The sequence below is a fragment of the Psychrobacter sp. WY6 genome (assembly GCF_018448495.1).
Lineage (GTDB): Bacteria > Pseudomonadota > Gammaproteobacteria > Pseudomonadales > Moraxellaceae > Psychrobacter.
On sequence record NZ_CP049902.1, the window covers coordinates 2,923,446 to 2,947,383 of the forward strand.

15 protein-coding genes, 8 pseudogenes and 2 riboswitches are annotated in these 23,938 nt (G+C 43.1%); of the genes and pseudogenes, 13 read left to right on the forward strand and 10 right to left on the reverse strand.

From position 1 onward, the window contains the following. Positions 1-24 precede the first annotated feature (24 nt). From G7Y90_RS14605 to G7Y90_RS14625, 5 genes and pseudogenes are all read left to right on the forward strand, one after another. The gene (locus G7Y90_RS14605; RefSeq protein WP_250162748.1) at positions 25-1,617 is read left to right on the forward strand and encodes an LA2681 family HEPN domain-containing protein; all 1,593 of its coding nucleotides are present in this window, start codon (positions 25-27) and stop codon (positions 1,615-1,617) included. A gap of 113 nt (positions 1,618-1,730) precedes the next feature. Further along, a pseudogene (gene rtcA, locus G7Y90_RS14610) lies at positions 1,731-2,833 on the forward strand (RNA 3'-terminal phosphate cyclase). Positions 2,834-3,039: 206 nt separating this feature from the next. After that, entirely contained in the window at positions 3,040-4,842 is a 1,803-nt protein-coding gene (locus G7Y90_RS14615) for an FMN-binding glutamate synthase family protein (RefSeq protein WP_087813738.1), read from the forward strand. Between the two features lie 72 nt (positions 4,843-4,914). Continuing rightward, a complete protein-coding gene (locus G7Y90_RS14620; RefSeq protein ID WP_250162749.1) occupies positions 4,915-5,136 on the forward strand; it encodes a hypothetical protein in 222 nt (73 codons plus the stop codon). After that, entirely contained in the window at positions 5,096-5,731 is a 636-nt protein-coding gene (locus tag G7Y90_RS14625; protein ID WP_250162750.1) for a phosphodiester glycosidase family protein, read from the forward strand. Before G7Y90_RS14620 ends, G7Y90_RS14625 begins: the two co-directional genes overlap by 41 nt. 132 nt (positions 5,732-5,863) lie before the next feature. On the opposite strand, the gene G7Y90_RS14630 is transcribed toward G7Y90_RS14625, so the two are convergent. From G7Y90_RS14630 to G7Y90_RS14650, 5 genes and pseudogenes are all read right to left on the reverse strand, one after another. Further along, positions 5,864-7,180 (reverse strand): globin domain-containing protein, encoded by a 1,317-nt coding sequence (locus G7Y90_RS14630; protein ID WP_250162751.1) that lies wholly within the window; start codon positions 7,178-7,180, stop codon positions 5,864-5,866. 316 nt (positions 7,181-7,496) lie between these two features. Further along, positions 7,497-8,716 (reverse strand): annotated as a pseudogene (locus tag G7Y90_RS14635) (vWA domain-containing protein). A gap of 86 nt (positions 8,717-8,802) precedes the next feature. Then, the gene (locus G7Y90_RS14640; protein ID WP_045445446.1) at positions 8,803-9,666 is read right to left on the reverse strand and encodes an AAA family ATPase; all 864 of its coding nucleotides are present in this window, start codon (positions 9,664-9,666) and stop codon (positions 8,803-8,805) included. Between the two features lie 378 nt (positions 9,667-10,044). Next, positions 10,045-10,683: a hypothetical protein gene (locus G7Y90_RS14645; protein WP_250162752.1), complete on the reverse strand. Its 639-nt coding sequence runs from the start codon at positions 10,681-10,683 to the stop codon at positions 10,045-10,047. 306 nt (positions 10,684-10,989) lie between these two features. After that, a pseudogene (locus G7Y90_RS14650) lies at positions 10,990-11,308 on the reverse strand (YcgL domain-containing protein). Positions 11,309-11,543: 235 nt separating this feature from the next. Next, a riboswitch (glycine riboswitch) is annotated at positions 11,544-11,681 on the forward strand. A 54-nt stretch (positions 11,682-11,735) separates the two neighbouring features. Further along, a riboswitch (glycine riboswitch) is annotated at positions 11,736-11,895 on the forward strand. Positions 11,896-12,083: 188 nt separating this feature from the next. On the opposite strand from G7Y90_RS14650, the gene gcvT reads away from it, so the two are divergent. From gcvT to G7Y90_RS14695, 8 genes and pseudogenes are all read left to right on the forward strand, one after another. After that, the gene (gene gcvT, locus G7Y90_RS14655) at positions 12,084-13,271 is read left to right on the forward strand and encodes a glycine cleavage system aminomethyltransferase GcvT (RefSeq protein WP_250162753.1); all 1,188 of its coding nucleotides are present in this window, start codon (positions 12,084-12,086) and stop codon (positions 13,269-13,271) included. A 69-nt stretch (positions 13,272-13,340) separates the two neighbouring features. Beyond that, on the forward strand, positions 13,341-13,721 hold the full coding sequence (gcvH, locus tag G7Y90_RS14660; RefSeq protein WP_011280078.1) for a glycine cleavage system protein GcvH: 381 nt from the start codon (positions 13,341-13,343) through the stop codon (positions 13,719-13,721). Positions 13,722-13,979: 258 nt separating this feature from the next. Next, positions 13,980-14,761: pseudogene (locus G7Y90_RS14665) on the forward strand (nitroreductase family protein). A gap of 76 nt (positions 14,762-14,837) precedes the next feature. Further along, a pseudogene (locus tag G7Y90_RS14670) lies at positions 14,838-15,981 on the forward strand (PLP-dependent aminotransferase family protein). Continuing rightward, the gene (locus G7Y90_RS14675) at positions 15,965-16,894 is read left to right on the forward strand and encodes an aminomethyl-transferring glycine dehydrogenase (RefSeq protein ID WP_250162754.1); all 930 of its coding nucleotides are present in this window, start codon (positions 15,965-15,967) and stop codon (positions 16,892-16,894) included. The pseudogene G7Y90_RS14670 and the gene G7Y90_RS14675 overlap by 17 nt, the downstream one beginning before the upstream one ends. 255 nt (positions 16,895-17,149) lie before the next feature. Further along, positions 17,150-17,628: pseudogene (locus G7Y90_RS18640) on the forward strand (hypothetical protein). A 421-nt stretch (positions 17,629-18,049) separates the two neighbouring features. After that, the gene (locus G7Y90_RS14690) at positions 18,050-18,523 is read left to right on the forward strand and encodes a hypothetical protein (RefSeq protein ID WP_250162757.1); all 474 of its coding nucleotides are present in this window, start codon (positions 18,050-18,052) and stop codon (positions 18,521-18,523) included. A gap of 256 nt (positions 18,524-18,779) precedes the next feature. Further along, a pseudogene (locus tag G7Y90_RS14695) lies at positions 18,780-19,468 on the forward strand (esterase/lipase family protein). Between the two features lie 8 nt (positions 19,469-19,476). On the opposite strand, the gene G7Y90_RS14700 reads toward G7Y90_RS14695, so the two are convergent. The 5 genes and pseudogenes from G7Y90_RS14700 to G7Y90_RS14720 form a co-directional block, all read right to left on the reverse strand. After that, the gene (locus tag G7Y90_RS14700) at positions 19,477-19,683 is read right to left on the reverse strand and encodes a hypothetical protein (protein ID WP_250162758.1); all 207 of its coding nucleotides are present in this window, start codon (positions 19,681-19,683) and stop codon (positions 19,477-19,479) included. Next, the gene (locus tag G7Y90_RS14705; protein ID WP_250162759.1) at positions 19,683-20,831 is read right to left on the reverse strand and encodes a ribonuclease D; all 1,149 of its coding nucleotides are present in this window, start codon (positions 20,829-20,831) and stop codon (positions 19,683-19,685) included. Before G7Y90_RS14705 ends, G7Y90_RS14700 begins: the two co-directional genes overlap by 1 nt. A 155-nt stretch (positions 20,832-20,986) precedes the next feature. Beyond that, complete coding sequence (gene recR / locus G7Y90_RS14710; protein ID WP_201554232.1) at positions 20,987-21,580, reverse strand: recombination mediator RecR; 594 nt, start codon at positions 21,578-21,580, stop codon at positions 20,987-20,989. Positions 21,581-21,699: 119 nt separating this feature from the next. Beyond that, positions 21,700-22,029, reverse strand: coding sequence for a YbaB/EbfC family nucleoid-associated protein (locus G7Y90_RS14715; protein ID WP_045445429.1), 330 nt, complete (start codon positions 22,027-22,029; stop codon positions 21,700-21,702). A 251-nt stretch (positions 22,030-22,280) separates the two neighbouring features. Continuing rightward, a pseudogene (locus G7Y90_RS14720) lies at positions 22,281-23,564 on the reverse strand (O-succinylhomoserine sulfhydrylase). Between the last annotated feature and the right edge of the window lie 374 nt (positions 23,565-23,938).

The following is a 23,938-nucleotide window of genomic DNA, read 5'->3' on the forward strand; positions in this document are numbered from 1 at the left end:
TTCTAATATCACAAGGATAAAATTATGGAAGATTCCATCCAGTCTAAGCTTATATATACAAACTTGCAGTTAGATAATGCATCTGAAATGATTAATAAAGGGCAGTTTGAACAAAGCTATAAGTTATGCTTATATTTAAAGGAGCTTCTAGAAAAAGTCCATGATCTCAGTGACCCTAGTTTTTCCTACGCATTTTTTAGACTTGCTGGACTATTTGTTGATTTAGGTAATAGGGATTCCAACCTAGAGTCTTCTCAAATCGGATTGGAAATAATGGAGTCTAATAGCTTTGAACACTGTTTAACTCGTGATAGTTATTACTACTGCTTAGCAAACGCTAAAGGTAATTTGACTCAAAGTGATTCCAATAACTACTGTAAAACTGATGTCAGTAAGATAGAAAGATTTTCAGAAGTAGGGTCATTACTTCTCAAAGCAACTATGATTCGTAGAAAAAATAAAGATGTTTTGTCGCCACAGGTTATGGTTAATATGGGAATAAATCTATATCTGCAGTATAGATTTTCAGAAGCATTAAGTTTGTTTGACAAGGTCAATTGTATGGGATTAGACATTCCAGAATCTTGGGTAAATCGCAGTGAATGTTTAGCACTATTAAATCAGATTACAGAAGTATTCTCGATCCAACAATATAAAGAGGTAGCTCAAGGCTATTATCATGCTAGTGTTTCGAGTGAATTTCCTTATGACTGGCAAAATAACTTTTTCAATAAGGCTAAACACACGAAAAAAGAGATCGAAGATTATTGTTTGGATTTGGGTATAGATATAGAAGATGACAAACATTTAGACGAACAGGAATATCAATCTTTGTCAGAATATCGTAGATGGTGTTTAGATAATTTTTTAAGCCTTAGTGAACATGGTTTATATTGTAAGTGTCATGGAAGTGCGCGTGATAACTTGAATATCCCAGTGCCCACTAGAGCAGTTGCTGGAGATTTTATATTACCGATGGAGAAGGTACTAAATAGGCTTAAATCCGAATTTGGTCTTGCCAGATTAATGTTGTATGAACATCAATCTGATAAGAAAGATAACGATATTGACGATGATGCTTGCTATGCGGAGCTATATGACAACGAGCTGCTAGGAACAAACATCGAAAAGCTTCGTACTGCTTTTCGAATTTGCTTTGGTATACTAGATAAGATAGGTAATGCCATTGCTTTGTTGTTTGATTTACAACTTAAAACCAATAAAGGTAAAGTCAGGCCCTCATACTTTCATACCTTTTGGGAACTTGAAAACGAAGACAGACGTCAAAAGTTCGAAGCTTATGATAATGAAGGTTTGATTGGTTTATATAGCATAGCTTGTGATTTAAATCACAAGCTAGAAGGTGAGCTTAGTTTTTACAAGCAGTGGCGAAATGCCTTGGAGCATAGTTTTGTATTTGTTTATGAGAATGAAAAACCTGAAGATATTGAAACCTCATTAGCCTATTATGAAGAACCAGTTTTTATTTCAGAGTCCGAATTTGTTGAGAGCGCCGAGCATGTCCTGCAATTGACACGTTCAGCCATTTTTTCCTTCGTCTTTGCAGTTAGGATCAAAGCCGAGAGGGAAGCTCTTAACAATATCCCTGATTTTTAATTCAAAATAAGTTTCTTGAACAAAAAAAATATACTTAGAAAATGAAGAATAAGAGAGTACCAAAATGAAGCTCGCAGAGGCCCTACTCATTTGCCAATAAAGATAAAATACTCATGACTAAAACAAAGCCCAAAACCCTAAAAATCGACGGCAGTACAGGCGAAGGTGGCGGGCAAATCATTCGCACTGCCCTATCATTATCGATGCTCACAGGCACACCAATCGAGATCACCAATATTCGTGCTGGAAGAGCTAAATCTGGATTGATGCGTCAGCACTTGATGTGCGTACAAGCCTCGCAGCAAATATCAGACGCTACCGTGGCAGGTGCAGCGTTGGGTAGCTCATCGTTTCGCTTTGCACCTAATGCGATTCAATCTGGTGATTACCATTTTGATATTGGTTCAGCTGGCAGTACAAGTCTCGTGCTACAAACGCTACTCCCTGCCCTACTTTTTGCCAATACCAACACACAAACGGTATCAACCGTAACAATAAAAGGCGGCACGCACAATCCACTCGCGCCAACCACGGACTTCCTACAGCAAGCGTTCGTCCCTGCATTAGCGAAATTGGGTATGCACGTGGGTATCGAATGCGTGCAAGCAGGGTTTGCGCCTATTGGTGGCGGCATGATTAAAGCGACGATAACGCCATTTATGCGCCGTGCGAATACGCCACCCTTACAGCTAACCAAGCGTGGAGAGCTTATCGGCATAGAGCTGGCTGCGAATACATTAAATTTAGAATACGATATTTGCAAACGTGAGCTTGCCAGTGCTCAAGCATCATTGGTTGAAGCAGGTATTGATAAGACACTAATTACGACTAAAAGTTTTAAATTACAAGGTATCGGTGAAGGCAATAGCTGCTATGCACAGTCACTCATGAGGTTTCTGACACCCGAAATCATAAAGAACATCATGCCGAGGTGTTCACTTTACTAGGAGAAAAACGCAGCTCGGCGGAAAAGATAGGTTGTCGTTTATCAGGCTTAGTCAAACGTTATGTATTTAACACCGACTCACTGGTCGATGAATACTTAACCGACCAATTACTCTTACCGTTGGCGTTGGCAGGCGGTGGCGAGTTTACCGCGCGTGTCGTTAGTAAGCACGCTGAAACCCAAGCATGGCTCATTCAGCAATTTTTGCCCGTTGAGATTCAGCTTACAGTGATCGATGAGCAGAAAACTTTGGTACAAGTTGTCTGTTAAAATCACGCCACTAGCAACATCAACAGTAGCACTCTGTTACCCAATTACTGCTATGCAGTGATATCATATGTGTATGATGTAGGCGATAAATCTGAGCGCTTTGTCAGTGTCTAACAATAATGGTCATAAGAGGGTGGTTTTTGCCCTACTCTCTCTTGAATCATTGTCACCTTTTTAATATTTATGTATTACTGTTGAGTGTAGCCATGCCCCAATCTCGTACCAATCTAAATCCTGAACCTAAAACCAACTCTCCGTATTTGGTCGGCTTATTGCTGCGTTATAGCACCTTTGGCGCTGCTATATTAATATTTTTAGCAGGTCTACTATTGCTAAATTGGTGGTTAATTATTCTCGGTGGGTTTGGGGTATGCTTGGGGATTTATGACGTCATACAATCAAAGCATGCTATTTTGAAAAACTATCCCGTTGCCGGACATATTCGTTATGTACTTGAAGACTTTCGTCCTGAAATTCGTCAATATTTACTAGAAAATGACAAAGAGCAAGTACCGTTTTCACGCCAGCAGCGGGCGCTAATTTACCAACGTGCTAAGAATGTTAGTGACACCAACGCCTTTGGTACGCTAGATAATTTATACACCAATGGTAAAGAATGGTTTTTACAATCAGCGATTAGCCAACCTCTAGAAAACAAAGATTTTCGTATTATGGTCGGCGGTGAGCGTTGTCAGCAGCCGCATGATATGTCGGTATTTAATATCTCGGCGATGAGCTTTGGCAGCTTATCGGCTAACGCGATTATGGCGCTCAATCAAGGCGCAAAAATGGGCGGCTTTACTCATGATACGGGTGAAGGAGCTATCAGCCCTTATCATCGCAAGTTCGGTGGTGATTTAATTTGGGAGCTAGGTACAGGGTATTTTGGTTGCCGTGATGATAGTGGCAATTTTGACCCGCAGTCTTTTGCCGAAAAAGCGGTTGATCCACAAGTAAAAATGATTGAAATTAAATTATCCCAAGGGGCAAAACCTGGTAAAGGTGGCGTGCTACCCGCGGAGAAAATCACCCAAGAAATCGCTGATACCCGTCAAGTACCGACAGGTCAAGATTGTGTGTCGCCCTCGTCGCATACAGCCTTTAGCACCCCGCGAGAATTGGTGGCTTTTTGGCAACAACTGCGTGAGTTGTCAGGCGGCAAACCTGTGGGCTTCAAACTTTGTGTTGGTCAGCCTTGGCAGTTTATGGCGATTGTGAAAGCCATGATTGAAACCGATAACTACCCTGATTTCATCGTCATCGATGGCGCAGAAGGCGGTACTGGTGCGGCTCCTGTCGAATTCATGGACAATGTCGGCATGCCAATGGTTGAAGGATTTTTATTAATACACAATACTTTGGTCGGCGCAGGCATTCGCGATAAAATCAAACTTGGCGTGAGCGGTAAAATCGTCTCTGGTTTCGATATTGCCCGTATGATTGCCTTGGGCGCAGACTGGTGTAATTCAGCGCGCGGCTTTATGTTTGCTGTTGGCTGTATTCAATCACGTTCGTGCCATACCAACACTTGCCCGACTGGCGTTGCCACCCAAGACCCGTATCGTCAAAAGGCGCTGGATGTACCAAGCAAAGCTGAGCGTGTCGCAAGCTTCCATAAAAACACCCTGAAATCCCTAGCCAGTATCGTCGGTGCGGTCGGCTTACAACACCCAAGCCAATTACAACCGTATCATATCGCGCGCCGCCTCGATGATGGGCAGATAAAACTATTATCGAAGTTCTTTTATTTTACAGATAAGGGAGCGCTACTCAATAATAGCGCCCGCGCAGATGTGTTTAATCAGATGTGGGTCATGGCGAACCCAGATAGCTTTTTAGCCAATGATGATGCCCTCATTGCTTATAATAAAGACTCACGGGATAAAGGTAGAGAAACCACCACATCGGTGGAACAGAGCCTTGGTAACTTTGCGAGTATCACTGGCGGTGGGCAGTTAATCGGCAACGTCAACAATACTTTTCGCGAATTTCCGCCTAGCAGCGATTAAGAAATAGCGATCAAAAATCCGTGAGCCCTGACTATTTATATCTCACTCCATACTATAAAAGATATATCATTGATGCCAAATTTCGCTCTTCCCTTACCTTTAGGAGCAGTCGCCCTACTGTTGCTAAGTGTCAGTGCTTGCCAACCGATAAGCACTGATGCTGCTGACAGCGAGATACAAAAATGGTCGTGTCAGACTCAAGATGCACCATTTTCTTATAGTGTTTGTAGCATTGATGCTGAAGCTTTGACGGATGGGCCGCTACTCATTAAAATTATTTTGGCAGCAGCCTGATAGTACGAAATCGTTACTCACCTTTGAGACGTTATTAGCCACATTGCCCTCAAATCAAGCGCTGAGCTTTGCTATGAATGCAGGTATGTACAATGAGAACTATGCACCGATTGGCTATACCATCATTGATGGTGAAGAGATCAAATCGCTAAATCTCAAAGAAGGCGGTGGCAATTTCCATTTATTGCCCAATGGTGTGCTGTGGTGGGATAAAGTTGGAAACGTACATATCACAGAAAGCAACGCCTTAAACGAGCAGCTTAACAGCGGCGAAGCGAAGCCTTGGTATGCCACCCAATCAGGTCCTATGTTGGTTATCAATAACGAGATACATCCACAGTTTAATCCTGATAGCACCTCACTCAAGATTCGTAATGGCGCAGGTGTTTGCGATGACGGCCACATAAAATTTGTCAATAGCGATGAGCCAGTGACATTTTATCAATTTGCATCGTTGTTTAAGAATGACTTAAACTGTCCGAATGCTCTGTTTTTAGATGGCGGGATTGCTTCGGCATTATATGCGCCCAGCATTGATAAGCATGATAAAAAAGAGATGGGTGTGATGGTTGGATTGGTTGAAAATAAAGATTAGGCGATGTATCCATTTTTCAAATAGTGATAAAAATAAGATAAATTGCACTGAATAAAAAGCACTTGAGACGACTTTGTCATCCAAGTGCTTTTTTTATTAATAGCAACAGTTAATGGCTAACAGTAGCTAAAATTAACCGCCCAAACTCATCTTGGGACCAAACGGTTCATAATGAACGCTATCAACACCGTGATCTAGCGTCACTAGCCCATCGATCATGCTTTCCATAAATGGCATCGAGCCACAGACATAAATATCAGCAGGCTTAGGTAATTGAGCAAGCCACGCCTCATCTAATAGTTGTCCAGACTCAAAATAGAAAATATGCTTTTCTACAGTCTCAGCATTTTCTAACAGCGTCTCCACTTCAGTATTGAAAGCGTGATGCGCATCATTTTGGCAAGCATAAACCCAGATAATAGGTCGTTTTGGATTGGCTAATACTTGTGCCTCCAACATAGACAGCACAGGGGTTACACCAACACCAGCACTTATCAATACTAGCGGAATCTCATTTTGCTGTACCAAGTCTTGATTGAGCGCAAAGTCACCTGCTGGTGCCGATAATAAAACCGTGTCACCCACCTCTAATTGGTCGTGCATATAGTTAGAGACCAAACCATGATGCTCATTGCGGTTATCGCGTCTGACCGCAAACTGAATGCCTGCATCGGTACTAGCAGAGTACAAAGAGTAATGACGCAGGGCAACATGGTCACTGTCTTTTGGATCTGTTTTCACCGTGATGTACTGACCTGCTGTTAAAGTCAATTTGCTCAGGTCGATCTGTTGATGACTTTCTGCATTATCCTTGGCTGGTACAACTGTAAAAGCCGCAATATCCGTAGCAGCTGCTACCTTTTTAGTCACTACAAAAGGCGCAAAACCCTGCCACATCGCCTCCTCATACATGCCATGTTCAATCTGAATAAATACTGAGGCAATCTCATCATAAGCTTCAGTCCAAGCATTGATGATATCGTCATTGGCAGCCTCGCCCAGCACTTCCTTGATTGCGCCGATTAAATGCTTACCAACGATAGGATAATGTTCAGGCAAAATTTGTAACGCGCGATGCTTGTGGCTGATTTGCGTGACTTGTGGCAATAACGTCGCCAATTTATCCAAGTGCTTAGCAGCGGCTAACACGGTCGTCGCCAGAGCCGTCTGTTGACGACCCAATTTTTGATTGGTTTCGTTAAAGATGTCCAACAGCTCGGGATGCTCTTCAAACATATTTTTATAAAACACCGTGGTGATTGCCGTTCCATGCTCTTCAAGGACGGGAACAGTTGCGGTGACGATTTCTAAAGTCTTTGATGAAGCCATACTGTCTCTCTTATTAATACCAATTCCAAAATATCTGAGGAGCACCGTCAAACTCGTGTAGTCTACTGAATGTAGTACTTGCACGCGCTTTTTTGCTACTAAAATGGTTGAAAATGGCATAAGTTCATTACATTGATTGGTTGATTAACATATGAAAATGAAGTGCTTAAATAAGCAACGACGACTGATTTTTACAAACGATTATCAAATTCTTGTCATCAAATTTTTCGCCGAACCAGTCAAAACGCTTCTATAAGATTCATTTAAAATGAATGTTATCATATTTTGCTACTTATACCAATGCCGTATGACTGCAAAACTGATTATTTTTGACTAAAAAGCAGCCGCTATGCTGTCATAACGGCTGCTATTATCAAAAAATATGTGGATTAACAGGTTTTATAAATTAGGGCGTATCTTTATCCAAACGTCAAAACTAACGCGCTAGATAATTGGTCTCTTCTACCCCATGTAAGGTCATCGGATACATTTTATTGTCGAATAGTTTCTTAATTTCAACGATGGTTTGGGTATATTGCCAGTATGTTGGATCTTCAGGGTTGAGCCAAGCGACTTTATCGAAATGCGCGAGCACCCGCTTAAGCCAAACAGTACCCGCCTCATTGTTCATATATTCAACGCTGCCACCAACTGTCATCAGCTCATATGGCGACATTGACGCATCACCGACGAAGATAACGCGATATTCGCGACCGTATTTATTGAGCAGCTCAAAGGTAGGCATCGGCGCACTATGGCGACGGTTATTGTCCTTCCAGACATAGTCATACAAACAGTTATGAAAATAAAAAAACTCTAAGGTTTTAAATTCATTTCTAGCCGCTGAAAATAGCTTTTCTAAGGCTTCAACATGGACATCCATACTGCCGCCCACATCGAACAGCATCAATACTTTGACGCGATTACGACGCTCAGCTTGCATATGGATATCGAGCACGCCTTTTTTTGCCGTGCGTTTAATAGTCTCATGAATGTCTAGTCATCGGCGCTACCAGTACGGGCAAACTGGCGCAAGTTTCGTAGTGCCATTTGAATTTGACGGGTACCAAGCTGACTGTCATCATCAAGGTTGCGGTATTTACGCTGCTCCCAGACTTTAGCGGCGCTACGTTTACGCGATTCACCGCCAACGCGCACGCCTTCTGGATGGTCACCATAAGCCCCAAATGGCGATGTACCGCCTGTACCAACCCACTTACTACCGCCTTGATGACGCTCTTTTTGCTCTTTGAGACGCTCTTCAAGCGCTTTCATCAGCTCCTCTAACGAGCCGTATTTTTTCAGCAGTCGGCGCTGCTCTTCGGTTAGGTTTTTTGGATCAAGCTTTAAATCGAGCCATTCTTTAGGAATGTCCGTCAATTTAGCCAATAGCTCATCCATATCTAGACTGTCGACGCCTTCAAAATAATCTGCCATTGCTCGATCGAATTTATCAAAATGGCGCTCGTCTTTGACCATACAAAGCCGAATCAGCCGGTACATATCCTCACGACTGGCAAAGGTAGACAGCTCTGGATTTTCAGGATGCGGCTGCATCATCAGCCCTTGATCTAATGCGGCATTTAGGTCAAGCAGCTCACGCGTACTGACTGGCACACCATAAGTACGTAAGGTATAGAACAATTTGATAAACATAAGAGTCGCATCGCTTATTGGCTGATATGGTGACGAGTGAAGCCATTTTATTAGGGCGTGTCGTCATTTTGAAAATAGTCTGTTGCTTAACGGCGCATTATATTAGCAAAGCGTTGCAACAAGCTCACATCGGCTTCATTTTTAAGCAGCGCGCCATATAACGGTGGAATAGACTTCTCACCACGTAAGTTTTCTTCTAGCTCTGCTTGCGCCATATCATCAGCCAGTAGTAACGTTAACCAATCGACCAATTCTGAGGTTGATGGCGGCTTTTTAAGCCCTTGGACATTACGCAGCTTATAAAAGATATCCAGCGCATCATTGACCAGCTTTTCTTGGATATTAGGGAAATGCACGTCAATGATTTGACGCATAGTTTCTTCTTCTGGGAAGTCAATATAATGGAAGAAGCAACGACGCAAGAAAGCATCGGGCAACTCTTTTTCATTGTTTGAGGTGATAATAACCACAGGACGCTGTGCAGCAGTGATGGTCTCGCCTGTCTCATAGACATAAAAAGACATTTTATCAAGCTCATGTAGCAAGTCATTTGGGAACTCGATATCGGCTTTATCAATTTCATCAATCAGCAACACACTGCGCTCGTTACTGGTAAATGCCTCCCATAACTTACCGGGCTTGATATAGTTGCCAATCTCATACACCTTATCATCACCCAGTTGCGAGTCACGCAAGCGCGATACGGCATCGTACTCATACAACCCTTGCTCCGCTTTAGTGGTTGACTTGATGTGCCACGTAATCAGCGGCATCCCTAAGCTTTCAGCGACCTCCTCCGCCAATAATGTCTTACCGGTGCCCGGCTCGCCTTTAATCAATAGTGGTTTTTGTAACGTCATCGCGGCGTTGACCGCCAACTGCAAATCGTCAGTGGCAATATAATTTTGCGTACCAGTAAAGCTTTTTTTCGTTTTATCAGTCGTGCTCATAATCAAGTCTCAGTTATTGTTATAGATTAGGGCTATCAAGAGCCAGAAAAGGCTTAAAGGCAATTGATAGCAAATAAATAATCATTTAGATTAGCACAGCATGATTGATTGCCAAAATACTCATGCGTTCGCAGTTGTTGAAAAATAATAGATACCTTGAACGCCTATTGACGGTTGGTCGACAAAGTCATAAAACATTTTTTCATAAAAAAGACACGCATGGTGTCTTTTTTTATGGTGCTTTTCATTCACAGTATTTTTATTGATAGCGTCTTTTTATAGCTACTATAAAAGCAAAGCTCCAATCATCGCTAGCAAAACTTTAATATCACTTTACTGACGTCATTTTTCTGATGGCACTTTATTAATGTTAATTTACTACTTATCGAGCTTTTCCATATTAGGCTTTTTAGCTAAACTGCTGTCTTTTTTTAAGCTAACGTCTGCTTTAGGATTAGCCGCTAAAGGCGTTTTATTAGACGGTTCAGCAACAGTGGCTTGATCGGTTAAAGTCGTGCCTTCTGTCAAATAATTGCCAGTCGTCAGCTGCATGGTCGCTTGTGTATCTTCTGCAGTACGACTCCGCGCTTTGTCTAGACTTGACTCAAAAGCACCGCGAATAAGCTGCCAGACAAAGCCCACAAACAAGCCGACCACTAACACCACAAAGTATCGGCAGCATATGGTAATCGCGCCAGCCGTGTCTTTCATCATAATCGCATAAACCACGGCGATACTAGCAGGGGCAATCACACTTGGATCGCCAAGGGCAGTACCTGGTGCCAATAACACAGCAAACAATATCATCCAACTCATACCGCCCAACGGCCGCGGCAGCATACGAGCGACCAGCAACCACAATACCAACACAATAACGACACCCCAGATACGCATACATCGGTAAGTCTGGGGTGGCACGTCTTTTACCAGCTGTCCCCACCAAATAGCAATTTCGCCGAGAATATCACTAATGGCTTCCAGCGGTAAGCTGTTTATAATACCTTTTAACCAGTCCATGCGTGTGTAGTTACCTGCGTTTATAAATTGTGCAGCGCGTTTACGCGCTTAACGATAGACAGTGTGCTGTTTCAACGAACCATAATATCGAATACATTATCGTCAAAAGCATTTAAGACATAAGCACTTGAAACACGACCTTTTGCCTCGCCACGTATTTTTGTCTTGTCACTCATATAGCCTGCTAGTTTATCACGACTTTCTACCAAAATGCATGAGCGCAAATGTGTCGTAAACTTTTTCTTGCTGGCTGTCATGCAACATAGCCAAAAGAGGCTGATTAAAAACTCACTTCAAAAACACCCATTAATCATAAATATTGTCTTGTGCTTCGCGCGCACGTAATTCCGCTTGGCGGCGCATCACATTGCGGTGGCATTTGTACAAAATACCCTTGCGACTGTAATTTTGCCAGTACCTCTGCTTTATCAACGCGCGCAAGTGTCGGTGTATTGGCTAAGTCCAAGTGCATCACAAATTTACTGCGCCCTAAACTGGCACGGAAATCTTTTGGTAATACGCCAAGCCAATCTTTAATCTCGTCGGTATCGTCAGGATAATCAGGACGGGCAATATAGACATACATATCGTTATGTTTGGGGAATTTATAAATATCACAATGCATAATAATGACCTATCAGAAACTATCGCCATAGATTAGCATATTTTGGGTGAATATCAGTAGTCGCTTTACGTTTTACGATGGGCATTCATGCTAAATTGACTACTACCTACCAAACGTAAAACGCTTTACTTATCGATACGGTATTGATTATTCTCACAAAAAATCATTTTTGCCAAAATTATTCACTTTAATCGCCTAGATGACTTGTAAAAGCGCGGTGAACCTTTCATAATAAAAGCGTTTTTCAGGAGAGAGTCTTGAGCACAATATCAGGTGCGCTCATATTAATGAGCTGGCGCTGATAATTGCTACTTGACCACCGAAGGCGCATCCACCCTGCCAATCGCTCAGGTAAAAGGACTGAAAAACACATGTCACGACTGTTTCGCTGTCTACCATCAATTGCGTAGCACACCCAAACATAAGGCATAACAAATCTGGAGAGCGGTAAGGACGGACGACGCCTTACCCACCGAAGGGGAGAAAATGCGACATCATTTAATTTGGTTTTTTAAAGCTGGTGCTTTTAAAAACGTGAAATGATGGTTCGTGTTGAAAATCTCAGGTTACAGGACAGATAGGGCTTTTGCTTAAACCGACGTTCAGCGTCTGTTTGGCGGATTGCGCTATTTTTCTGTGCTACCCTTGGTTGCAATGTTTGCACCTTGCAATATTGCTTCTCGCTACTATGATAAGGCACATCAGCCCTCATACTTTGATACTTGTTTTTACGACTGGTTATCGAATGCAGCTGATTTCCACATAAGGATTTGTTATGACCACTACTCAAGATAACACTGCTCAAAGCGCCAACACTTCAGCCCCTAAACGCACACCTCTTTATCAGTCTCACGTTGATAGTGACGGCAAGCTGGTGGATTTTTCTGGTTGGGAATTACCAATCCATTATGGTTCGCAAATCGAAGAGCACGAAGCGGTGCGTACTGATGCTGGTATGTTTGATGTCTCACATATGGTCGTCGCTGATGTTAAAGGTAGCGATACCAAAGCATGGCTACAAAAGCTACTGGCCAATGATGTCGATAAACTCAAAACCGTCGGTAAAGCGCTATATTCTGGCATGCTCAACGAGCAAGGTGGCGTCATCGATGACTTGATCGTTTACCTAATGAACGAAGACGCTACTGAATATCGTATCGTCTCAAACGCTGCTACTCGTGATAAAGACATGGCGCAATTTGACAAAGTCGCCGAAGGTTTTGACATCAGCATCACCGAGCGTCCAGAGCTTGCGATGATTGCCGTGCAAGGACCAAACGCTGTTGAAAAACTCGCGCAAACCAAACCTAGCTGGGCAGATACTTTAGCTGGTCTTAAGCCTTTCGTTGGTGCTGATTTAACAGACATCGAAGGCACAGATTGGTTCGTCGCTCGGACTGGCTATACTGGTGAAGATGGCGTCGAAGTCATTATGCATGGTGATGATGCACCAGCGTTTTTTGAGCAATTGAAAGCCAATGGCATTAAACCTGCCGGTCTTGGCGCGCGTGATACCTTGCGTATGGAAGCTGGCATGAACCTTTATGGTCATGACATGGACGACAACGTCAGTCCTTACGAGTGCAACATGGGCTGGACACTCGCGTTAAAAGACGATCGTGATTTTGTCGGTCGTGACGCTTTAGTCAGTAAACGCCAACAAGCAAAAGATGATAACACCGCCATGAAACAAGTCGGCTTACTATTGACGACGCGCGGCGTATTGCGTGAAGGCATGACAGTCACCATCAATCAAGGCACGGACAATGAACAAACTGGCATTATCACCAGTGGTACATTCTCCCCTAGTCTAAAAAATTCAATTGCGATTGCCCGTGTGCCTGCCAGCGTATCAGATGATGATAGCGTTCAGGTCGATCTGCGCGGCAAAGGCAAGTTCGTTGATGTGCGTGTTCTTAAGCTACCGTTTGTCCGTAATGGCAAACAGCAGTTTGACTCGTAGGCATTATAAACCCTATTATTAACGTCCACTATTTTTGTTAACCATCCTCTATTACTTAGGAGAGAGACCATGAGCAATATCCCAGCAGAACTAAAATACATCGCCAGCCACGAGTGGTTACGCTTAGAAGACGACGGTACTATCACTGTTGGTATCACTGACCATGCTCAAGACCTATTGGGTGACGTGGTATTCGTTGAATTGCCAGACGTGGGCGACATCATCGCTGTTGATGACGAAATCTCTGTAGTTGAATCAGTAAAAGCGGCTTCCGACGTTTATGCGCCTATCTCAGGTGAAGTCGTTGCGATCAACGAAGCCCTAGAAGACGATCCAGAAATCATCAACTCTGACCCATATGGCGAAGGTTGGTTCTTTAGAATGAAGCCTGACAACATCGCTGACTACGAAGCATTGCTAACCGCTGATGAGTACGAAAACGAGCTGTAATAGCAGCTTCACTCTCTCGCCTAAAAGCGGTATTTTATTTAAATGCCGCTACTTATAACCTTAAAAAACACAACTTGTTATGACAGATATTGGCGCCAGCTGATATCTGTACGCTTTTTCTTAGAATGTTTATCGCTCAATTTATTGCGTCCAATCGCTATCTGATTTATTCATATCAACTACTTGTCAGGCGCTATTAAAGAGACGTACTCAATACTGCCCCAAGTTGATCACTTAATCTCCAGCATGGATTCTCATATGACCCCTGACACTGATAATCAAGCAAACGCTCAAGCAAGTTCTCAAGAAAAATTTGCCACGCCTGATAATACACCGCAGCTGCAAGCGTTTCGTGAGGTGGTTGAATCACGTCGTTCAGTCCGCCGCTTTACCGACACAAAGATACCTGATGATGTGTTAGCAGACTGTTTGCGTTTGGCCATGCTTGCGCCAAACTCTAGCAATCTACAGCCGTGGGAATTTTATGTGATTGATGATGCGGACAAGCGCAAACGCGCGGTGAAAAACTGCATGAATCAAAATGCAGCGAAAACCGCCGCGCGTTTAATCGCAGTCGTTGCGCGCACCGATGTGTGGCATGACCATGCCAAGCAAATATGCGCGAATACCCTGATAAGCCAGTACCCAAAAAGGTCAAAGACTACTACACCAAAGTCGTTGCCATGGACTTCTTACGAGGACCTGTCAATGTGGTATCAGCGGCTAAATGGGGTGCGACTCAAGTGGTCAGACGGGTAAAAGGTCCGATTAAATCACCTTACTATACTTTTGAAGACACCAAAAACTGGGCAACCAACAATACCGCCCTTGCGGCTGAAAACCTAATGCTTGCACTACGCGCGCATGGCTTTGATAGCTGTCCGATGGGTGGTTTTGATGAGCCTGCCATGAAGCGCTTATTAAATTTAAGCGACGATCAACATATCATTATGATGATTGGTGCTGGTGAGCGCGCTGATAATGGCGTTTACAACAGCCAGTTCCGCTTTGACCAAAAGCAATTTGTTCATTACGTATAAAATCTTAAACCGTCATTAGTTATTATTACTAGTTATTTTAGCCATCCCTTTATTACTCCCTTAACCAAGGATTGTCATGACTATCTCGCAAAACCCAACGTTTGATACCTTTAAAGGTTTATTCAACGAAGCTGAATTTGTCTATCGTCATCTAGGCTCTAATGAGACCAAGCAAGCTGACCTGCTCAGTGCCGTTGGTTATCAAGACATGGCGAGCTTCATCAACGATACCGTGCCTGAGCCAGTGCGCTTGCATAAAGAGCTAGACTTGCCAGTGGCGATGAGTGAACATGCCGCGCTTGCCAAATTGCGTACCATGGCAGATGACATCACTGTTAATAAGAGCTATATCGGACAAGGCTACTCGCCAGTACGTATGCCTGCGGTCATTCAGCGTAACGTCCTTGAAAATCCAGGCTGGTACACAGCTTACACGCCTTATCAGGCAGAGATTGCCCAAGGTCGTCTAGAAGCCTTGCTAAACTTCCAGCAAGTATGTATTGATTTGACTGGTCTTGAGCTCGCTGGCGCGTCATTGCTTGATGAAGCAACCGCAGCCGCAGAAGCCATGGCAATGTCAAAGCGTGTGAGCAAAAGCAAATCAACGCAGTTTTTGTTGATGACCGTATCTATCCACAAACCTTAGATGTTATTAATACCCGTGCCAAGTACTTTGGTTGGGAAGTGGTGGTTGGTGATTTCGAACTGGCTAAATCAGGCGATTATTTTGGTGCGCTATTCCAATATGTCGGTGTTGAAGGCGACGTAAAAGACTTAACCGACGTCATTACTGCTGTGAAAAAAAAACTTATGTGAGTGTCGTCAGTGACATCATGAGCTTGGTATTATTAAAATCACCAGCAGATATGGGCGCAGACGTCGCTTTAGGTAGCACGCAGCGTTTTGGTATCCCAATGGGCTTTGGTGGTCCACATGCTGCTTACTTTGCCTTCTCTGACAAAGCCAAGCGCTCAGCGCCTGGTCGTATCATCGGCGTCTCTAAAGATTCACAAGGCAATACTGCCCTACGTATGGCACTACAAACTCGTGAGCAGCATATCCGCCGCGAAAAAGCCAACTCAAACATCTGTACCTCACAAGTATTGCTCGCCAACCTAGCCGGTATGTATGCCGTTTATCATGGTCCAGGTGGCGTGAAGCGTATTGCAACTCGTATTCACGCGTTTGCCACTGCCTTTGCTGATGTCATTAAAAACTAATGACAGCAATTTAAACGTGGTACATGATCAGTTCTTTGACAGCGTCGTCGTTGATTGTGGCTCAGAAAAACTGGCCACTCAAATTTTCGAAAATGCTGACAATGTAGGCTATAACTTATGGCGTCTTGGTGAAACCAAATTAAGCGTCGCGTTTAGTGAAACCAGCGATCAGCATGACTTTAATGTATTAACTCAACTGTTTGTCAGTAAAGCACATGACCTACCAGAAGACGCTCGCGTTTCTCTTGATAGTGCACACTTGCGTACCGATGCTATTTTATCGCATCCAGTATTTAACTCGCATCATACTGAACACGAAATGCTGCGTTATTTAAAATCACTTGAAGACAAAGATTTAGCAATGAACCGCAGCATGATTTCATTGGGTAGCTGTACCATGAAACTGAATGCCACCAGTGAGATGCTACCGATTACTTGGCCCGAATTTGCTAATGTGCATCCTTTTGCACCACGTGACCAAGTCACAGGCTACGTTGCCATGATTGATAGCTTGCAAGACCAGCTGAAAGCCATTACTGGTTTTGATGATGTGTCTATGCAGCCAAACTCTGGCGCTTCAGGTGAATATGCTGGTCTGCTAGCGATTCGCCGTTATCACGAATCATTGGGTGAAACTGACCGTGATGTTTGTTTAATCCCTCAGTCAGCGCACGGTACCAACCCTGCGACAGCTATGATGATGGGTATGAAAGTAATCGTGGTTAAAACTGATGACAATGGTAACGTTGACATCGATGATCTAACTGCTAAGTGTGAAGAAAACAGCGCCAATCTAGGTGCATTGATGATTACTTATCCATCGACGCATGGCGTGTTTGAAGAAGGCATCCGTAAGATCTGTGATCTTATCCATAATCATGGCGGTCAAGTTTTATGGATGGTGCCAATATGAATGCACAGGTTGGCATGATGCAACCGGCTGACGTTGGCGCTGATGTACTACACATGAACTTGCATAAACCTTCTGCATCCCGCATGGCGGCGGCGGTCCAGGCATGGGCCCTATCGGCATGAAGTCGCATTTAGCACCCTTTATGGCCAATCATACATTGAGCCCTGTGCATAATGCGCAAAAAGACTGCTCGGATCGGCAGCCCCTTATGGTTCAGCAAGTATTTTACCAATTTCATGGATGTACATTGCCATGATGGGTCGTGATGGTCTGCTAAAAGCCACTGAGCTTGCGCTATTAAATGCTAATTATGTCGCTGCTCAATTAAAAGACCACTACCCTGTCCTTTATACGGGCAAAAATGGTCGCGTTGCTCACGAATGTATCATCGATATTCGTCCGTTGAAAGAACGGGCATCAGTGAAAGCGATATTGCTAAGCGCTTGATGGATTACGGTTTCCACTCACCAACGATGAGTTTCCCAGTTGCGGGTACCTTGATGATTGAACCAACTGAGTCTGAATCTAAAGAAGAATTAGATCGTTTCATCAGTGCCCTAAAATCTATCAAAGCCGAAGCAATGAAAGCCAAAGCTGGCGAAGAGGGTTGGACGTTAGAAGACAACCCACTGGTCAACGCACCGCATACCGCTGCGATGGTCACCAACAGCGAATGGACGCACCCATACAGCCGTGACACAGCAGCATTCCCACTGCCTTATCCGCGCCCATAAGTTCTGGCCAAGCGTAGCACGTGTCGATGACGCTTATGGTGATAAGAACCTCATGTGTTCTTGCCCAAGTATCGAAAACTACATGTAGTTTTCAAATAAGTATGAACAGTTATAAAAATAAACCTCCAAGTCAACAGCTGATTTGGAGGTTTTTATTTTGTATGTACTTTATCTGACTTGTTATGCTCTTAGCATGGTTAACTCTAAATAAAACAAAATATGATCAGAATAGCCTGCTACTAATACATATTTTCCTTGCTTGCTGTGCGACTTCGTCACTGTAGATGCTACGTAAAACTTATCTCAGCAGCACTTAATTCTTTTTAAATTTAATCGACTATAGTTAGTTAAAATCATAATTGTGTCATAAGCAAACGCTTTATAATGATCTTCTCATTTAATCTTATGTGGAATAGCTAAAATGACTCGTGCAAATAAAAATACGACAGTGTCTAATCACGAGCCCATTCAGCTTGAAGGTGTCATACTCATAGCAGGCATCATGTTTTTTGCTGCTCTAGCCACAGTTATCAGTATCTATTTTAATGACTATAAGTTAAACATCAGCTGTGAAAAAAAACGACCTGATGAAATAGCAATCTGCCAAATTGTTAAAGTAAACCTACTTGATCAGAAGACTGTATTATTTGATGACCAACCTATTACTACTGCTAATATATTAGGAGTATTCGTTTTTAACAGAAGTCCTAGCGCAGTTAGTAACAACTTCCAAAAAAAGCTGTGCAAAGCTCAATTATATGGTAGTTATGGAGAAGTAATTTGGAAAACTCAGCATTCTAATGAATGGTGGAAACAAAACTGCTTTGGATATGATGATAGTGGCGCTTTTATAGATTACTTAGAAAATCAAGAAATTGCAGAAAACAGAAGCTGAATCACAACTACCAACTTGTTATCTATAAACATTGGGATAAGTACTTACTAAGCTTTCTAGGTTGGGCAGTGGTTTGCTCAATTATCCTTATTATATATTGCCATATAAGGTTGGGAATAGAACTCCGTAAAATGCGTCAAACTTGAGCTAGATTTAATATACATAGATTATATGAGTTATAAAGACTGGTTCTTCACGTTTTTAGCCTTCTTTTTCATATGTTACCAAAACTATTTTTACTTTGTTGGAAAATGCCATGCCACAAAAAAACTGCGTCATTCTCATCCATGGTCTGCACCAAACCGCTTGGATCATGCGACCACTGGCCAAACGCTTGCAAGCAACAGGATTTGATACTCATCAATTCGGTTATCGTAGTATGCGTGACGGTATCAAAACCAATAGTGCCCGCCTAAATAGCTGGCTAGAAAACCATCATCACCCTGACCAACCGATAGATTTGGTCGGTCATAGTTTGGGCGGTTTGATTATTCGTGATTTTGTCACTACATATCCGCAATGGCAGATAGGACGCTGCGTGACACTTGGGACACCGCATGTAGGCAGTGTATGTGCTGATTACATTTGGCGCTTGACCCCAGCTGTGGTGGGGCGCTCCTACATCGATGCGCTAGATGGAACGGTCGCACCTTTACGGAGCATATTACCCTTGGGGTGATTGCGGGTAATCGTCCTTATGGCCTAGGGCAGTTGTTTTTGCAATATCATAATCGCAAATTGCGTAAGACAAATAATATACCATCAGTAGAACATCTACTACACGATGGCACAGTATATATAGAAGAAACCAAAATAGAGGCTGCCACGGATCATATAGTTTTACCAGTCTCGCATACTGGGATGCTGGTCGATAAAACAGTAGCCGCGCAAACCAAATACTTTTTACAACATGGACAGTTCGAACATAACAAACTTACGTTTTGAGAAAAGCATCATCTTTTATCTATGATAGAATCTTGTGGCTTATCGAACATTGATCCCCATACCTGCTGCAACTCAATTTTATGTTTTTTGATGACGGGAATCAGGGTGTTCATGACCCAGTCATTCCGCCAACCTTTTAAGCCCTCTGGCAACCCGCTTAAATCTTTATCAAAAGCAATTACTTCATACAATTGTCCGAGCCACTTCTTACGCATCAATACATTGTCAGGTACGCCGATAGCTCGTGCGTGATCATCGATCGCTTGCTGCACTGCTTTGACAGTACTTTATTTTTTGAGCGATACGGCGGTAATAGGCAATCAGGATATTCAGCAGGGTGCAGGTTTTTTGCTTGATTTATCACTTTTAGCAGCTCTTCTCCGTATAAGCGCAACATACTGCGGTGCATCGTGGTTTTGTGCGCAAGCTCTCGCATATTACTTGGTTTTTCAGTGATGATCTCACGTACTGCTTGTTTTTTAATCACAAACGTACGCGGCTGATTGGTCGAACGTGCCAGCTCCTCGCGCCACGTCGCAACCGCTTGCAGTATCGCCATCTGCTGTGAAGTATAACGATAATCTGCCATTGTTAGGTACATTGCGCTGTCTTCAACATGCTGAGTATCATACAAATCACTGGCATAAAGCTGGCAATCTGCCCATACATAATCGTACAAACCTTGCTTTTTTAACGCATATTCAAGACTTAAATAAAGTGCTGGCAAAAAGCGTACGTCATCAATCGCATACTGCTCTTGCTCGTCTGATAATGGACGTTGCAGCCAGTCCGACTGGCTTTGTTCTTTATCAATGTGCATGTCTAGCTGGTCGTCAAGCGCTTGCTGATAGCCCATTTGCAATTGACCCGTTAAGTAAGACAACGCAATTTGCGTATCAAATATATTGGTCAATGGCGGACAACCAGAGAGTAGATAAAAAATCCCTAAATCCTCACCACATGCATGCCAAATCGCTACATCAACTTTGGCTAATGCCTGCCACAGTTCGGTCAGTTGCAACTGCGGGGCATCTAATAAATAAATATGATTGCCAGTATTTAGTTGCACCAATGCCAAGCGCGGATAGTAAGTATCACGTTTGATAAATTCGGTATCTAACGCCACCCGACCACAAGTTGCCAATGCATCGATAACTTCAGCCAAACCATTTTGCTCACGCACCCACGTGACAGCAGCTTCGTCGGCACTATCTAGCAGTGCATCATCTGGCTCTGGCGGTAGATCTGCTGACTCTATTTTAGAATTGATTGATGGTTCTAATAAATCATCAGTAGCAGCAATGTTGTCTGCAAGGTTTGATTGGGTGGCAGCAGTCGACGCTGTTGCAGTATTGTTGGACACGGGCAGATACCTGCATAAATAGGAGAAAATAAAACGCTAATCTGCGTTTTAATAAATGAGAAATGAAAATAATAATAGTGCAATTATAACAATTCATGAAACAAATGGACAAGACTTGGGTTTTATAAAAAAGTGCTATGAAAAATGTCAGTGTGCTATAAAAATGAACGATTTTGTATGGCCTGACCAAGTGTCATACTATCCAAGTATTCAAGCTCGCCGCCCATTGGTACACCTTGCGCTAAACGTGTGACCTTATTGACATGACGACTGACTGCCTCGCTGATAAAGTGCGCGGTTGTCTGCCCTTCGACAGTCGTGCCAGTCGCTAAAATCAACTCTTCAACAGGCTCTTGTTTAACCCGCCAAACCAGCTGATCAATATTTAAATCGTCAGCACTAATCCCATCAATCGGTGATAAGTGACCACCTAACACAAAGTAGCGACCACGGTAACCGGCGGTCTGCTCTATCGCCATCACGTCTGCTGCCGTTTCGACTACGCATAATAAGTTATCATCACGGCGCGGATCTTGGCACAGCGGACAGATGTGATCATCACTAAAGCTGTGACAGCGCTGGCATTCGACGATATCGCGCATCGCCTCATCAAGCGCTTGGGCAAGTGCCATACCTTGTGGACGTTTTTTGGTCAGCAGATGTAGCGCCATACGTTGGGCGCTTTTTTGACCCACACCCGGCAAAATACGCAGCTGTTTGACCAGCTGATCAAATTTGGCTGTCAGCAAAGCATCTTCCTTTATTTAACTTAATTTATAAACCGTAGCTATGAAAATGGGGTCGTATCATGTCGATAACAACCCCATTTTGTCTTTAATATGTCGTGTTTGGCTTAAAAAATAACGACTTAGAACATACCTTGCATACCTGGTGGTAGACCCATGCCTGAGGTCGCGCCAGCCATGGTTTCTTCGTATAGCGCATCTGCTTGACGAACGGCGTCATTGATAGCAGCAGCGATAAGATCTTCGATCATATCTGGCTCATCTTCTAGCAAGCTTGGATCGATGGTTAAACGCTTAACCACATGGCGACCCGTCATGGTGACTTTTACCAGACCACTGCCCGCTTCAGCTTGTACTTCTTTATTCGCAAGCTCTTTTTTAGCATTTTCAACGTTTGCTTCGACTTTCTTTTGCATCGTTTGTGCTTGTTGCATTAATGCTTGAATATTCATAGTTGCCTCTTTTGTTTTTTAATCATAAATGATTGATATTTTACTAGGGCGTGTCCTCAATTCAATTGATCATATCTAAACGGGTCAAAAATGGCTAAATTTTGCCAAACATCGTTAAATAGCTGGTTAATATCCCGATATTATCTGCGCTATTTTCCTCGTTTGACGGCAATTTATTTCATTTTTATCACCATTTTTGAAATAAGGACACGCCCTCATATAAAGTGCTAACTGCGATTATACCGTTATCTTTACAAACTGTCTAAACCACGCGCCAAATCTTTGATGATATCTTCTACATCTTCTAAGCCTACTGACAAACGAATAAGACCATCTTTGACGCCCGCTTCTGCGCGCTCTTTTGCACTCAAGCGAAAATGAGTGGTGGTTGCAGGATGGGTAATGGTGGTTTTAGCATCACCTAAATTATTAGTGATAGAAACCATTTGGGTGGAATCAATGACATGCCAAGCAGCAGATTTCGAATCACGACTATTAAATCACTATCAGAAGCCTTTACCTCAAAACCCATGATAGCACCATAGCCACCTGTCATATGATGTTGACGCGTCGCAAGCTCATGAGCAGGATGATCACTCAAACCTGAGAAATGTACGGCACTAACATTGGGATGATTGACCAAAAACTCTGCCACTTGATTAGCATTTTGACAATGCGCTTGCATACGCAGTTTCAGCGTCTCTAACCCTTTGGTAAATACCCATGCGTTAAATGGACTCATACTGATACCGCCTGAACGTACCACAGTAAAAGCCTCTTGCATGAGCTTATCACTGCCAACTAGTGCGCCGCCAAGTACTCGCCCCTGACCGTCTAAATATTTAGTGGCAGAATGAATCACCACATCGGCACCCAAATCAAGTGGACGCTGCAAAGCTGGAGTGGCAAAGCAATTATCAACGACCAATAAGATATCATTGGCTTTACACAGCTGGCTTAAAAAGCCAATATCACAAATCTGTGCCAATGGATTACTTGGGCTTTCGCAATAGATCACTTTAGTATTTGGTTGAACGGCGTTTGCCCACGCCTCATTATCGAAGCAATCAACGTAGCTGACTTCCACACCGAACTTTGCCATATAATTATTAAATAGACCAATCGATGAGCCAAATAATTGATTGGCAGCAAGCAAATGATCGCCCGCTTTCAGATATGCCAAGCACATGGTCAAAATCGCGCCCATGCCAGAGGCTGTCGCCACTGCGCGCTCACCGTTTTCAAGCGCTGCCAAACGACGCTCAAAGGTACGTACACTTGGATTGGTATGGCGTGAGTACACGTTGCCCGTCTTGTCTCCATTAAAATGTGCCGCGGCATCTGCCGCTGAGGTATACACGTACGAGCTGGTAGTAAAGATAGCCTCTGAATGCTCACCCTCATCGGTACGATGTTGCCCTGCCCGTACAGCAATGGTTTGCATACCATAATCGAGAGCTAAGTTGAGCGCGTCACTGCGCCAGTTTGGATCTAATTTATCTACATTTTTCATCATGGGCTTGCGACTGACTCATAAATATTCCGTTGCTTTGATTGGTATTTTGATTGATATAAAATGACTGCTTATTCTTCTGATTATCGACCGAATGCATCAGCGTTATCATATCATGTCAACTTATTCCACACAGCTGGTTTCAAGCGATGGCTAAATATTTTTTTGAATACACACCTATAGGCGGTTCAATATAATTTAGATACAAGGAAGGCAAGCGAAAGTACTACAAATAGTAGGCTAAGCGAGCCTGACACCGTATCTGGTTTATATAGGATTGACTATATCTTTTTCTAGACAACAGATGAAAGAGAGAGCATATCTAAACGATAAGTAATAATGACTGAAGAAGTCGCTGAATCTAACAAAAATAACGTATTTATAATAGGCATAGAT